This is a genomic window from Nocardiopsis sp. ATB16-24, from assembly GCF_030271535.1.
Classification (GTDB): domain Bacteria; phylum Actinomycetota; class Actinomycetes; order Streptosporangiales; family Streptosporangiaceae; genus Nocardiopsis.
On the sequence record NZ_JASCXJ010000014.1, the window covers coordinates 113,733 to 128,375 of the forward strand.

Annotated in this window: 10 protein-coding genes; 6 read left to right on the plus strand and 4 right to left on the minus strand. The window is 64.2% G+C overall.

All coding sequences use genetic code 11. The features are described 5' to 3' along the window. The first annotated feature begins 202 nt into the window (after positions 1–202). Entirely contained in the window at positions 203–1,117 is a 915-nt protein-coding gene (locus PFX91_RS16165) for a universal stress protein (protein WP_285732738.1), read from the plus strand. 18 nt (positions 1,118–1,135) lie between these two features. On the opposite strand, the gene PFX91_RS16170 is transcribed toward PFX91_RS16165, so the two are convergent. Further along, the gene (locus tag PFX91_RS16170; RefSeq protein ID WP_285732740.1) at positions 1,136–3,502 is read right to left on the minus strand and encodes a glycoside hydrolase family 65 protein; all 2,367 of its coding nucleotides are present in this window, start codon (positions 3,500–3,502) and stop codon (positions 1,136–1,138) included. Beyond that, positions 3,499–4,164 carry a CBS domain-containing protein gene (locus PFX91_RS16175; protein WP_285732742.1) on the minus strand — a complete coding sequence of 222 codons (666 nt, stop codon included), beginning with the start codon at positions 4,162–4,164 and terminating at the stop codon, positions 3,499–3,501. The genes PFX91_RS16170 and PFX91_RS16175 overlap by 4 nt, the downstream gene beginning before the upstream one ends. Before the next feature lie 309 nt (positions 4,165–4,473). Here PFX91_RS16175 and PFX91_RS16180 point away from each other — a divergent pair, with 309 nt between their 5' ends. The 5 genes from PFX91_RS16180 (at position 4,474) to PFX91_RS16200 (ending at position 12,727) form a co-directional block, all read left to right on the plus strand. Beyond that, positions 4,474–6,096, plus strand: a complete 1,623-nt coding sequence (locus PFX91_RS16180) for a sensor histidine kinase (RefSeq protein WP_352231691.1) — start codon at positions 4,474–4,476, stop codon at positions 6,094–6,096. Positions 6,097–7,118: 1,022 nt separating this feature from the next. Further along, positions 7,119–8,117: a zinc-dependent alcohol dehydrogenase family protein gene (locus PFX91_RS16185; protein ID WP_285732782.1), complete on the plus strand. Its 999-nt coding sequence runs from the start codon at positions 7,119–7,121 to the stop codon at positions 8,115–8,117. Positions 8,118–8,253: 136 nt separating this feature from the next. Next, entirely contained in the window at positions 8,254–9,030 is a 777-nt protein-coding gene (locus PFX91_RS16190) for an HAD family hydrolase (protein ID WP_285732744.1), read from the plus strand. Positions 9,031–9,470: 440 nt separating this feature from the next. Beyond that, on the plus strand, positions 9,471–11,537 hold the full coding sequence (locus PFX91_RS16195) for a heavy metal translocating P-type ATPase (RefSeq protein WP_285732784.1): 2,067 nt from the start codon (positions 9,471–9,473) through the stop codon (positions 11,535–11,537). A gap of 662 nt (positions 11,538–12,199) precedes the next feature. Further along, positions 12,200–12,727, plus strand: a complete 528-nt coding sequence (locus tag PFX91_RS16200; protein WP_285732746.1) for a flavodoxin domain-containing protein — start codon at positions 12,200–12,202, stop codon at positions 12,725–12,727. A 227-nt stretch (positions 12,728–12,954) separates the two neighbouring features. Here PFX91_RS16200 and PFX91_RS16205 read toward each other — a convergent pair whose 3' ends face one another. Together PFX91_RS16205 and PFX91_RS16210 are read right to left on the minus strand one after the other, a co-directional pair. Further along, the gene (locus PFX91_RS16205; RefSeq protein ID WP_285732748.1) at positions 12,955–13,671 is read right to left on the minus strand and encodes a response regulator transcription factor; all 717 of its coding nucleotides are present in this window, start codon (positions 13,669–13,671) and stop codon (positions 12,955–12,957) included. Between the two features lie 180 nt (positions 13,672–13,851). Continuing rightward, entirely contained in the window at positions 13,852–14,532 is a 681-nt protein-coding gene (locus PFX91_RS16210; RefSeq protein WP_285732749.1) for a helix-turn-helix domain-containing protein, read from the minus strand. Positions 14,533–14,643: the final 111 nt, after the last annotated feature.

Below are 14,643 nucleotides of genomic sequence, written 5' to 3' on the forward strand. Positions count from 1 at the left end.
GGCGAAGAAGATACGGGAATTCGACTGATACTTGTCGGAGGCGGCCCCTTTCTCATTCGGACGCTTTGGGACGGATGGAATCAGGGACCAACGGAGCTGGTTTTGAGTGCGAGGGTGTTCGCCGTCCGCAGGAACATTCTGAAAATCGAACCCGTGGGCGATGATACTCCTGAGATCGTCCGCTCTGTGAAGGGGATTCACCATGGGCAAGGAGAAGTCTTGGACGGTTGAGAAAGCTGATGGGTCCGTCGTCGTTGGGGTTGACGGACCTTCCAGGAGTCGGACCGCCCTGGGTTGGGCGGCCATGGAGGCCGCCGACAGGCATGTGGAGTTGGTGATTCTGCATGCAATGGGTGTGCCGTATGTCAGTGAACCGTTCCACGGTCCGGTGAGGGCATCTTCCATACCGGAGGCAACTGGCGAGTCGGATGGTTTGTTGACGACGTACGCGCACCTGGCCGACCTGATCCGCCCAGGACTCGCCGTCCGTACCGAGACCTCGGAGACGAAACCCTCGGAAGCACTGATCGCCGCGTCACAGCGGGCCATGCTGGTCGTTGTCGGCTCCCCGAGACCAGGCGAGCTGAGATCACCTCTTCGAGAAGCGGTGAGCCTGAGTGTCTGCGCGTACGCCACGTGTCCGGTCGTCGTGGTGCCGTCAGAAGTGTCGTTGGAGCGAGGCGGACACCTTGTGGTGGGTGTCGACGGCTCCCCCGAATCGGATGTAGCTCTGCGGTTCGCGTTGGAGGAGGCTGCTCTTCGTGGCTCGCGCCTTACCGCCCTCTACGTTCTTCCCTCCTCTGAGGAGGCCGGAGTAGTGACACTGGACCCCGCCGGGACGCAGGTTCTGCTGCGTCATGCCGAGAGACAAGTACATCGCATGTTGGACGAAGCCCGTACTGAGGACACCGAACGCGTCATGGTCCGAGTACTTGCCCTAACGAAGCGGAGCCACCCCGCAGACGCCCTCCTCGACGCCGCGCGTGCTGCCGACATGATCGTCGTCGGTTCCCGGGGCATGGGTGGTTTCCGGGGGCTACTACTTGGCTCGGTCAGTCAGAGGCTGCTGCGTCGTTCACATATCCCGGTAGTCGTCGCACATGGGTCTTCTATGTGAATAGCTCTGTGAAAACGGTCACCGCAACGGTAAGACGCAGGACGATCCGGAGGAGACCAAGGCCCTGTTCTCTTTGACCCGGACTTCGATCGGAGGTCCGTCCGAAGGGGGCACTGTGACCCTTACATTGTCGCGGTGCACGTCTACGCGTACTTCCCAATGGTCGTGGTAACGCAGATCGTAGGAAAGGCGGTCCAGCTCTGCGGGTAACAAAGGGCTGAGATGCAGGGCGCCGTCGCGTGTGCTCAAACCGGTGTAGCACCGGGTGAGAAGATCGACGGTGCCCGCCATGGCTCCCAGATGGATGCCCTCGGCCGTAGTGCCGTCCTGGGAGTCTTCGATATCTGCGCTCAGCGCCCTGCAGAAGAAGCTCCAGGAAACCTCCCTGTTGGTCCGAGACAACACCCAGGAGTGCACTACTGAGCTGAGAGTCGAGCCGTGGGAGGTACGTGCGAGATAGTAGTCGACCGTCCGAGGAATGAGCTCGGGATCGTAGGCGTAGCCGAGACCGCGCAGGATGTCGGCGAACTCCTCGGCGGGGAGGAGGAAGAACAGCATGAGTACGTCGGCCTGTTTGGAGGCCCGATACCGGTTGCAGCTGTCGCCCTCGGCCTCCAGGTAACGGTCCAGGCGACGGATGCCGCGGTAGGCCTCCCAATCCAGTTCCTCCAGTTCCTCGTAGCCGGCGAATTGGCTGATGACGCCTTCGTGGAAGGGGATGTGCATCTTACGGGTGATGGTCTCGAACCGTTCGATTTCCTCGGCCTTCAGGTCGAGGGATTCCTGTAAGTCCCGCTGAAGCGGTCCCGGCAATTTTCGCAGAATGTCCAAGGCGCGCAGCAGCACCCATACTGCCATGACGTTGGTGTAGGCATTGTCGTCCAGACCGGGCTCCTCCCGGTCGGGGTAGCCGTCGTGGTATTCGTCGGGACCCATAACGCCGCGGATCACGTAGCGATCCAGCCCCCGGTCGTAGATGGCCATGTCCGCAAAGGCGCGTGCGATCTCCAGCAGAAGTTCCGCGCCGAATTCGGACAGGAAGGCGAGGTCATCGGTCGCCTGGTAGTGTTGCCAGACGTTGTAGGCGATCGCGAGGCCGACGTGGCGTTGTAGGTGTGAATTGTCAGGAAGCCATCGTCCAGAGCGGGGGTTGAGGTGTGTCCGTTGAGTTTCCTCGCGACCATCACTTCCGCTCTGCCAGGGAAATAGAGCGCCCTTCAGACCGACGGCACGCGCGGCCGCGCGTGCCTGTGGCAATCTTCGCCACCGATAACGTAGTAGAGCGCGCGCGGTCTCGGGGAAGCGGAGGTTGAGGAATGGGAGGACGAACAGTTCATCCCAGAAAACGTGGCCTCGGTAGGCCTCGCCGTGCAGGCCTCTCGCGGGTACGCCTACATCGAGGTCGCTCGTATGTGGAGAGAGAGTCTGCAGGAGGTGGAAGAGATGGAGGTTGAGGGCGCGTTGCTCCTTCTCACTGCCGACATTCAACGAACAGGACCGCCACAGATGACGCCAGGCAGTGGTGTGACGGCTCAGCAGCTCGTCGAATCCCCCCGCTTCCGGCAAGGCGCCGCAGGCCGCATCGAGTACGTTGCCAACGGCGTGGTCGCGCGAAGAGTACAGAGCCACCGTCTTTTCCACTGTGGTCTGTTCACCGATCCTCAGGTCCAGAGTCAGGTCGGTGGCCACCCAGTCCTCGTGGGAGAGGGTCTCGGAAGACGAGGGCGCAGGTCCTTGGACGATTCGGGTTCGTGAGGCGAGCACGACCTCGACTCCCGAAGTGAGGGTCCGGCAGCGTAGCCAGGCGCCCCCGGGAGCGTTGGAGCCGGTACCCAGAACGTGTAGATGTCGTCCGTTCAGGTCACGGTATCGGTCCACACCGGAGTTGGACACCCTTCCGTCCAAGGCCGACCGGATGGCTATGGTCCCACTCCAGTCCTCGGGGACCAAGGTGGTCTCCAACGCCGCCAAGTGGGGAGTGTCCATGGACACCAAGCGTCGCTGGGTCACCCGGGTGGTCCTGCCGTCGTTCACCACATGGAAGGTCCGCGTTAGCATCCCACGACGCATGTCCAATTCCATGCGCTGAGGGAACCCCGGATCGGGTTGTTCGAACCAGTCGCCGTCACCGGTGCGGAATGTCAGAGGTAGCCAATTGGGAACGTTGACCAGGTCCTCGTTCTCCACCAGGCGCCCATCCACCGTGGACATGGCACGGTCGTAACAGCCGGCGACGTAGGTCCCTGGATAGTGGGTGCCATCGGGGCTGGACTCGGGAGGAGCACCACGTGTGGAAAAATAACCGTTACCCAGGGTGCACAGGGCTTCGCGTACACCTGCCTGGGCGGGGTCCGCTCCGTCGTAGATCAGAGTCCAGCGGCTCATGCGGTCGTTCCTGTGAGGGTGAGGTCGTCGAGGGCGTAGGACAAGTGACAGCGGACGTGAACCACGCCTTCGGCGGTACGGACCATATGTGCCAGGCGGGGGATGTCGGACCGACGCGCGACTTCGCCGTTCAGAGTCACTACTCCATGGTCGACGATGATCTCAACGTCGGTCAGTCCGAGCTGTCCATGAACGATGTCCTCCTGTACCGTCCGTCTGAGCTTGTCGTCGCTCACCGCGTATACGTGTAACAGATCTGACCGGCTGATCAGGCCTACTAGGCGCCCGTCCCGGTCAATGACCGGCAACCGTTTGACTCCGTATCGCCGCATCAGCACGGCTGCCTCGCGGGGCGTGGTGTCGGCCGTGGCGGTGACTGCCGGAGATGTCATCAGGGCCCCGGCCGTTGTGCCCGTGCTCTTGATTCGGTCGAGCCGTTCACGGAAGGGCTCATTCGCGTAGCCCTCTTCCGGGTCAGGGTCGGCGAGTTTAAGCAGGAGGTCGGCTGTTGAGACCACACCGAGTACGCGGTACCCGTCGTCCACGATGGGTACCGCGCTGACGTGGTGGCTGCGCATGAAGCCGGCGAGCTCCTTGTAACCTGCGTCGGCCCGGGCGGCCAGGACGCTCGTGGTCATCAGGTCGGCGACGGTGCTGGCCATGGGAACCTCCGCTCACGGAAGCCAGGAGATCTCTCCTATCTCTGAAAGGTTGCCCGGCCCCGGCGCGTCAGTGGCCGGAGCGAACGGCCTTCGGCACGGGGACGTTAGCCCTGTACTCCTTCCTACCTTCGACTCATGGGACTCGTGAATCTAGGATGAAAAGACAGGGAGACGAGCACTGCAGCGGTCGTGGGGGTGGCTGTGGGAGATAACGTCTGGTCCCCGAACGAGCGGTCACACGAACCGTGCTCTGAGACGAGCCTCGATCAACTTCTCCTGGAACTGCGGTCGCGGATCGACGAGGCGTTGATGAACCGTGAACGCCTGCGTTCCCTTCTGGACGCCATGGTCAGGGTCGGGGCCGGCCTGGATCTACAGGGCACCCTTCGGCGGATCGTCGAAGCCGCCATGGCCTTGGTCGAGGCCCGGTACGGGGCCATGGGCGTCGTGGATGACAACGGAAGGTTGGAGCAGTTCATCCCCGTTGGTCTTGACGCTGTGGAAATAGCCCGGATCGCGCATTGGCCTGAAGGGCGGGGTGTGCTCGGCCTTTTGATCAAGGCCCCACGGCCCCTGCGCCTGGACGACATCTCCGACCACCCCGAGTCGAACGGTTTTCCTGAGGGTCACCCGTTCATGCGCAGCTTCCTGGGTGTACCGATCCAGGTGCACGGCGAGGTGTTCGGCAATCTCTACCTCACCGAGAAGCGTGGTGGTGGTTCCTTCGACGAGGACGACGAGTCCATTGTTGTGGCGCTGGCCGCAGCAGCGGGGGTGGCGATAGAGAAGGCCCTCCTCTATGAACGTACGCGCCACCGCGAGATGTGGCTGGACGCTTCCGACGAGGTCACCACCCAATTGCTGGGCGGGACAGACGCTGACGGCGTCCTTCTCATGATCGCCCAACGAGCCCGTCATATGTCGAAGGCGGACGTGGCGGCCATTATGGGACCTGACCCTTCAGGGCAAAAACTTGTGCTAAGAATCGCGAACGGCGAGGACGCTGTGCAGATGCGGGGGCGCAGTGTGGCAGTGGATGGATCACTGGTCGGTCGAGTTTATGTCACGGGTGAGCCGATTATCACCGACATCTCCCGTGGCGATTCGCGCGGCGCACCGTTTCTGGGTGACATGGGAATTGGACCGATCCTGCTGGTGCCGCTGGGACGGCAGGACGCCGTACGTGGCGTCCTTTGCTTAGGCAGGGGGGTGGGCGAGGAGCAGTTCCCTCCTTCGACGGTTCAGACGCTGCATGCCTTTGTTGGACATGCCGCGATAGCTCTGGAGCTCGCTGAAGCACGTGCTGACGCTGAGCGCGTCAGCGTGCTGGAAGACCGGAATCGTATCGCTCGTGACTTGCACGATATCGTTATCCAGCGGTTGTTCGCGATCGCGCTGTCCCTGACCGGGGTGGTGAAACGTGTCGACGATCCGGTGGTTTCACGATATGTGCGGCAGGCAGTGGACGATCTCGATGACACCGTTCACAAGATCCGGTCGACGATCTTCGCCTTGACTGCGGTGAGCGATGCGCAGAGGCGGTCCTGGTTCCGTGATCGGATCGTAGACGTGGTGAGCGCCGCCACCAGGTCCTTGGGATTCGCGGTCGGGCTGAGGATGGACGGGCCACTGGACAGCCGAGTACCCGAACGAATCGCGGAGGATGCGGTTGCGGTACTTCAGGAGGCTCTGTCCAACGCTGCCCGGCATGCCAGGGCTCGACGGGTGGACGCACGGGTGGTCGTGGACACCGATCTGACGGTCGAGGTCGTCGATGACGGCGTGGGACTCCCCGCGAACAGTGCTGGCAGCGGACTGCACAATCTCGCGGAGCGGGCGGCGCGGCTAGGTGGTGTTTTCAAGGCGGGACCCGCGTCAGGTGGTGGGACGGTCCTGTGCTGGCGCGTGCCGCTCCCCGACGAGGACGAATGACATGCTATCGGCGGGCCGAGGAAAGATGCTCTAGGGAATCTCGAAGGCTGGTGGAACACCATGACGGGGTGTTCGGCGTGACGCAGAACCTTGGGGTGACCTCGTCCCGTACCAGGCGGGCGAGACCGTGCTCGCTTGGCGACCGGACCACGATCAGACTCTTGTGGCCGATGTCGGAGAGGAGCGTGCCAAAGGGATACTCGCGTATGACCTCACGTACTACTTCGACCTCCGGGTAGCGGGAAAGGGCCGGCCCTAATTTTTCTCCAGCGCCGAACGTTGTGGTTGACCGGATTCGGTCTCCACTCAGAACGATGTGCGCAGGGTGACCATGGGTGTGGTTCAGGGCCGCGATGGGCCTACGCGTCCGATGCCTACTGCGTGCGACCTCTACAACCAAGAATAGGGCGTGTGGGGATTTCGGCGGGGCGTCGATACCGACGATGCCGCACGCATCCGTGCACACCGGTTCGGTCTGCACGAACACCCCAGAAGGAGTATGCGGCGGCCTGCTGGAGCGATCCCAGAAGGCCTTCGGAGAACGACGTGACTCCGATCATTCCATGACGGTCATACTGCTGGGCCCGGCGTACCGCAACAGCCCTTGGGCGGCTGGCATCCCGCTGAGGACCTCTAAGTGGCAGGCGACTCGGGGAGCGTTTTTCCGAGCTGCTCGACCGCGCTTTGCACGGCCTCCCATACCCTCTGTTCCACCAGGTCCGTCGGGCACACCAGAGCGTTCTGAACCACATCTGTGTCGTGGACGTCAAAAACACGGATGTCGATTCTTCGATTTCCGCCTTCTCGGCCGCGATCAACGCACCGGCGGAGCCGTTGACACCGACGAGGATGCTCCCGGCATGACCGCTCCCCCTTCGTCCTCTTCCAGGGTCGTGAAGGCCCATCAGATGCACCATGGGCCAACGGCCGATCACCAAGGGCCTAAAATCCCGTGCTCACCGGACCCTGCGTCCCTGGTCCGAAACCGGCCGACATGCTGAACTCGGTTCATGGAACCGATGATGGACGCCTGGGCGGTGACCCGTCCTGGGCCGATCACGACCGGGCCCTTAGAGCGGGTACGCCGGCGCGTTCCTGAACCGAAGGAGCGCGAACTTTTGGTCGAGGTACGCGCCTGCGCCGTGTGCCGGACCGATCTGCACCTGGCAGAGGGCGATCTGGCACCACACCTGCCGAACGCGGTGCCCGGACACGAGGTGGTCGGCCGAGTGGATGCTCTAGGGTCGCGAGTGAGCCTGTTCGGACGGGGGGATCGGATCGGCGTGGCGTGGCTCGCCTCCACGTGCGGATCCTGCGCCTACTGCCTTCGCGGTGACGAAAACCTGTGCCCGAATTCCACTTACACCGGATGGGATCGTGACGGTGGTTTCGCTCGGTACCTGACAGCCGACGAACGGTTCGTACATCCGATTCCAGAGGCACTGCCCGACACGACGGCGGCACCGCTGTTGTGCGCAGGAGTTATCGGTTACCGCGCCCTCAAGCGTGCCGAATTACCGAAGAAAGGCGTACTCGGAATATACGGATTCGGAGCCTCGGCTCACCTGACGGCGCAGGTCGCTCTCGCCCGAGGGGCGAAGGTGCACGTCATGACGCGATCACAGCGGGCTCGCACATTGGCGTTGGAGCTGGGCTGTCATTCGGCGGTCGGTGCCCACGACCCACCACCTGAGCCGCTCGCCGCGGCGATATTGTTCGCCCCGGCCGGAGAGTTGGTGCCCACCGCGCTCAGGGCCTTGGACCGTGGTGGGACGCTCGCGGTGGCAGGCATCCATCTGTCCGACATCCCTTCCTTGGACTACCGGCAGGACCTGTTCCAGGAGCGGACATTGCGCAGCGTGACCGCCAATACCCGTTCGGATGCGCGCGAGTTCTTGGACTTCGCGGCCGGACACCAACTGACGGTGACCACGACCTCGTATCCGTTCGAGTATGCCGACAAGGCCTTGGTCGACCTGGCAGCCGACCGGGTGGACGGAGCGGCGGTATTGCGGGCGTGAAACCGGCTCTGGCCCAGGCATCCGTTCACACGGAGCCAACCAACGGCACAGACCGCCCTCGTGTCCCGTGGCTGAGATGGGCACGCAGGCGGATCCCATAGACACGGTGGCCGACACGGGAAGGAGCGGGGACCTCATGGACACCGAGGGACACACGGGCCTGACGCTCGATCGGGTGCGAGGAGCGGTATTGGACACCGATGGCGTCATCACCGACACTGCGTCTGTGCACGCGGCGGCATGGAAGCGGGTCTTCGACGCCTTCCTGCTCGAACGTACTCATGCCAAGGCCTCCCGTTTCCGTCCCTTCGATATGCGCGAGGACTATCTGCGCCACGTGGACGGTCGACCGCGGGCTGACGGTGTGCGGACCTTCCTCGCCTCGCGAGGCGTTCACTTACCAGAAGAAACGGTCCCGAACCACCCCGAAATGATGACGGTGGCAGGGCTGGCCGACCGTAAGGACCGCTACTTCCTCGAATTCGTGGGCCGCTATGGGGTCAGGGCCTTTCCCGGCACCGTGGCGTTCGTGCGCGCTCTGCGTTCGGCCGGTGTACCGGTGGCGGCGGTCTCGGCGAGTCGTAACTGCGCCCGGGTACTCCGAGCCGCCGGGGCGGACGGTCTCTTCGATGTCCGTGTGGACAGTGTCGATGCGGCACGCCTGGGTCTGCCCGGCAAACCAGATCCGGCCTTGTTCCTGGAGGCGGTTCGGTTGATGGGAACCGAACCACACCTGGCCGCTGTAGCCGAGGACGCGCTGGTCGGCGTGGAAGCGGGAAGACGTGGGCACTTCGGACTGGTGATCGGGGTCGATCGCACCGGTGTCCGCGAGAAGATGCTGGCGGGGGGAGCACACGTCGTGGTGGCCGACCTGGCCGAGTTCCTGCCCCTGTCTGGACTGCAGGAGTCCTGACCGCACCAGGATGTGACCATCGAACCCGCCCGGACATGGCTTCCTACCCTGTTGCACACCTTCCGGTGTGACACACGGTAAAGGTATGGGCGCTGAGAAACGTGGATCGACCTCCTATATGACAGCTCCGGCCGCTCTACTGGCTGTGTGCCTGGCAGGGCTCGTCATGGGTGGAGTGCTGCGCTTGTTGGGCCTCGGTACCGCCTCGGACACATTCTGGCTGATAGCCACCGCCGTCGCCTCTGTCGCCTCGGCATGGTGGGTGCTGCAGGGGCTGCGAAACGGCGAATGGGGGGTTGACGTGATCGCCCTCCTGGCACTGGTCGGTTCCGCATTGGTCGGGGAACTGGCGGCAGGGGCGATCATCGCCGTCATGTTCACCGGGGGGGCGGCTGTTAGAGGACCGGGCGGGCCGACACGCCCGCCGAGACCTGAGTGACCTGCTCTCCCGTGCTCCTCGTACCGCGCACCTCGTCGACGGCGACCAGGTGACTACTGTCCCTGCCGGACAGGTGCGCCCCGGTGACCTGCTTCTGGTCCGTTCCGGTGAGACGCTGCCCGTGGACGGCCGAGTCACACGGGAACCGGCTCTGGTGGACGAGTCGGTGGTGACCGGCGAGCCACTTCCCTCGGAGCGTGTTGCGGACGAGGAAGTGCGTGGTGGGACCGTCAACGCCGGGGGTCCCTTCCACATGCGTGCCACGACCGACGCCGAGCAGAGCGCCTTCGCCGCGATCGTCCGATTGGCCGGCGAGGCACAGGCCCGCACCGCGCCGTTCGTGCGCATGGCCGACCGCTACGCGGCTGTCTTCCTTCCGGTCACCCTGCTGTTGGCGGGTGCCGCTTGGTGGTGGTCGGGTGATCCCGTACGCGCTGTGGCGGTCTTGGTCGTGGCCACGCCGTGCCCTCTCATCCTGGCTGCACCCATCGCCTTCACCTCCGGCATGTCACGCGCCGCACGGCGTGGGGTCATCGTGCGCAATGGTGCTTCCTTGGAGCGGCTGGCCGACGCCCGGGTGCTGCTCTTCGACAAGACCGGGACTGTGACCGAGGGGCGGCCCCGGCTGGGCCGTACGGCCGTCGCCCCTGAGACGTCCGCGGACGAAGTGCTACGCCTAGCCGCCTCACTCGACCAGGTTTCCCCGCATGTGTTGGCCACTGCGATCGTACGTGCTGCTCGGGAACGTGGGCTGCGCCTAGAACAACCGGAGGAAGTGACAGAAGAACTGGGACAGGGAATCGAAGGCACGGTCGGCGGCCGACCGGTCCGTGTGGGCAAGGCTGCCTGGGCTGGAGAGGGCGCTGTCGAGCCCGACTGGGTCGTCCGGGCCCGGGCCGAGGGAGCCCGTGATGGGATGGTCACCGTGTTCGTCGGCGTCGGCGGGCACCTGCGTGGGGTTCTGCTGATGAGCGACCGGCTGCGTGCCGACGCACCGCGCACCTTGAGGTTGTTACGCCTGGCGGGAGTCGGTAGAGCCGTCATGGTCACTGGGGACCGGCGCGACGTCGCCGAGCGGATCGCCGCGCACGTGGGTGCAGACGCGGTGTACGCCGAACAGTCCCCATCCGACAAGGTGGCGGTGGTGCACGCCGAGAGCGAGCATGCTCCCACAGTGATGGTCGGCGACGGTGTCAACGACGCCCCAGCGCTGGCCACCGCGGGAGTGGGCGTGGCCCTGGGCGCCCGAGGTTCGACCGCTTCTTCGGAGGCCGCCGACGTGGTGGTCACCGTGGATCGGCTCTCCAGGGTCGCCGAGAGTCTGGCCATCGCTCGCCGTACCCGGGTCATCGCCCGGCAAAGCGCTGTTGCGGGCATGTTGTTGTCGGTGGTCGCGATGGCCGTCGCCGCAGTGGGGCTGTTGCCTCCGACCGCGGGAGCCCTGGCCCAGGAAGCGATCGACGTCGCGGTCGTCCTCAATGCCCTGCGTGTGCTCGGCAGAGGTCGCCACGAGCTCCTGCCGGCGCTACGCGGTGACGACGCCGATTTGGTACGAGCTTTGGAGGAGGAACACGCCCGACTGTGGCCTCGAATCGAGTGGCTCGTGTCCGCCGCAGGGACGTTGGCCCGTGGGGGACCGGACACGGCGGCGACGGCCGAGGCGGTACGGGTGTTCCTCGACGCTCTGGCCGTGCACGAGGAGCGCGACGAGCGCCTGCTTTACCCGCGGGTCGCCGAAGCTCTGGGCGGACCCGATACCACGGCCACGATGAGCCGGGCCCACGAGGAGATCGAAGATCTGTCCCGGCGCCTGCGTACAGCTTTGATGGAGGCGGAACATAACCCCGACGACAGGCAGGCCCGCTCGTACGCGGCCCGGTTAGCGGTGGAACTCCATGCGGTCTTGCGTCTGCACTTCACCCAAGAGGAGGAGAATTTCCACGTGCTCGCCGACGCTGACGAGGAAAGCGGAAGGAACGACCAAAGCTCCGGCGAACCGAACTCCTCGACCTCTGCTGGAAGCACCAGAACCGGGATGTCGAGGAGGACACCGAGGAGACCCTGGTAGAGAAAGGGCTCTGACCCCTGTCAGAGGAGAGGGCACACTCTCCTGACCCCCACCTGGTTCCCAGGTGCCTCTCGTCCACACCGTTTTCGTCAGACTCTGCCCCGCCCGTTTCCAGATGCAAGGGAGGACGGAGATCCGTCATGAGCGCCATGTAGATCACGGACCGCAGTACCCAGCGGTTCAGATCGACAACGAGGTCGAACAGTCCCTGCGGATAGGTTCCCACGAAAGCAGGACAAGGGTGGCGGACAACCAGGAGACCGATGAGGTTTGGTGACTGGAGCATCACGGCTGCTGTCTCCGTCGTCCCCTCCTCCCAGCGACGTCCGGTGGGACGCTTACGCCTGCGCGGACGAAGAGCATCGCCATCAGATAGTGAGGAAAGTCCAGCAACCACTTGAACATCCAGAGTCAGTTGTCCACCGTCGGATTCAGTGTCGCCTGGACCCATATCGAGTGAGTACGCCACCCGTCACCTCCGACACCCCAGGGGCGGCCGCTCATCCCTCCTCACCTTCGACCTGTCCCGGAAGGCGCGCCACGGTCAGAACCCTGGAAGGGCCTTTCCCAGGACATACGTCCCCTCGAACTGGGCGTTCCGTCCCTTCTCTGCTTGCGTCCTCGGGCCCAGGCTGGGGAGTAAAGGACGTGGAGGTGTCGTCATGACGGTATTGGCCGGTTACGCGAGCGAACACGGATCCACGGAGGAGATCGCGCAGAGAATCGCCGCCCGGCTGAGCGAACGCGGCCACGCGGTGGATGTGAGGCCCCTGGCCGAAGCCTCGCGGGCGGATGATTACGAGGCCGCAGTACTGGGCAGCGCCGTGCACGGCGGTTCCTGGCTCACAGAGGCCTCGGACTACGTCCAGGCCAACACCGCACCACTTGGTCGGATGCCCGTTTGGCTGTTCAGTGTGGGTCTGGCGCGAGTCGTCGGAGGCTGGTTCGAAAAACACTCCCAGGAACCCAAAGAGGTCACGGAACTACGTAGAACCACCCACCTTCGCGAACACCGCCTCCTGAAAGGGGCCTTGAGCCCCGAGCACCTTCCCCTCTTCGGGCGTGTCGTCTATCGGATCATGGGAGGGCACTACGGCGACTTCCGTGACTGGGCGGAGGTCGATGACTGGGCCGAGGCGATCGCCTCGGAGCTGTCTGCTGCCGGAGCCTCGGGCACAGCCTCGGTGTAGCTGTCTTCGGAACCTTCGTCCAATCTCATATCAGGGTCGAGAGGCGCGTACCACCACGACGGATGCGTTTCTTCACACCACGCTCTACCCCGGCCGGTTGTGGCTCTCGTACACCACTCTGAAAAAGCCCGAGTGTCTCCTCCGTGGGCGAACACGGTAGCGGAAAGGGGGTACGGGTTCGTGTCGCTTGATGCCCGTGCGTTCCTTCAGGGACGGCTCCCACAACCTCAGTGGCCACCGAGGTCGGATCTTGCTCCCGGCGGGGGTTCTGCCTCGTTTAGATCATGACGCGCAGAGCGGGCCTTGAGTCGTGCCGCGTATGCCGCGGCCTGGGATCGGCGCTGCATGTCCAGTTTGGACAACACGCTGGAGACATAGTTCTTCACCGTCTTCTCAGCGAGGAAGATCTGAGCACCGATCTGACGGTTGGTCATCCCCTCCCCGATCAGTTCGAAGACGCGGCGCTCCTGCTCCGAGAGGCCGGTCAGCGGGTCCGCGGCATTTGGCCCCTCACGTAGCCGTCGCATGACGAGAGTCGTACTGTGCGGGTCCAACAGGGAATCTCCAGAAGCGACCGTGCGGATTGCGCCGACCAGGTCCGAACCATGGATCTGCTTGAGCACGTAACCCGCCGCACCGGCCATGACCGCGTCATAGAGCGCTTCGTCGTCGGCGTAAGACGTCAACATCAGGCAGGCCAATTCCGGTGACCGTGACCGTAGATCGCGGCATACCTCTACCCCATTTCCGTCGGGCAGGCGTACGTCCAATACCGCGACATCGGGTCGTGTGGCCGGTATACGCCCGAGAGCCTCGGCCGCTGTGCCCGCCTCACCCACCACCTCGATGTCCTCCTCGTCCTGGAGCAGGGCTACGAGCCCCCTTCGCACCACTTCATGGTCGTCGACCAGGAAGACATGGATGGTCTGGTTCCTGTCCGGCATCGGTCGTCATCTCCTTCTCATGGACGAACATCCGACGCTGTGTTCGGCCGACACCCGCCGGAGCCGAGGCCGTACTTCGTCCTATGTCCTTCGCTCATACCCCGTGAGAGGGTTCGCGACCTGTCGCCGACATACGAACTCTCACCAGAGAACGCCCCGGCTACGGCTCCTTGACGGTCGTCATCGAAGACTCCGTCCGCTCACGTGGCGCCCACTGATCCTGTCCGGAACGACGCGGACGAAGAGGTCGCGGTCTCCTCCCGCCCACGGCCGAACAGGAGCACTGCGGCGAAGCGCGGCCACCTCCGCCTCATCGGTGACCGCTGCGGCGTGACCGACAACGAGGACGCTCCACCCCTCGCTCGTCGCACCGTCGACACGGTCGACCTCGAAGGCGGCGTCTCCCGACGTGTGCTTGGCGATCACCCCGTGGTCCACAGTGCGGAACACCACGGTGCCGTCGCGGACGAGGTAATTCACTGGGAGGATGGTCGGGGCGGTGTCGCCCTCGACCACGAAGCCGATCCGTCCCACTCCCCCCGGCTTGATGAGTTCCATGCACCTTGATGGGGACAGTGTGTGCGTCTCGGGAAGGGGGACGGCTGTGGTCGCCGCACCCGGTGGTACGTCAGTGCCGATTCCCAGCAGATAGTCCTGGGTGGTGTTCAGCGCGAGGGCAAGGCGGTACAGCGCCTGTCGGGTCATCCGTGGAGCGTACTCCTCCAGGTAAGCGACGTATCCGGGATCCATGCCGGCCAGGTCCGCGACTTCTTCTTGGGTCAACCCGAGTTCCTCCCTGCGCGCGGCCGCCCTGCGTCCGAGGTCACTTCCTGTAGGGCCCCTATCGACTTCTCTCCTCACGGTAGGACTTCCTTCCCGACCCGGAGGTCTTCCGCATTCCGTGTTGCCTGCATCCTCACCGGTACCTGCGCACGGGGCATGGGTCGTTAGGAATCCAAGACCGAGGCGGAG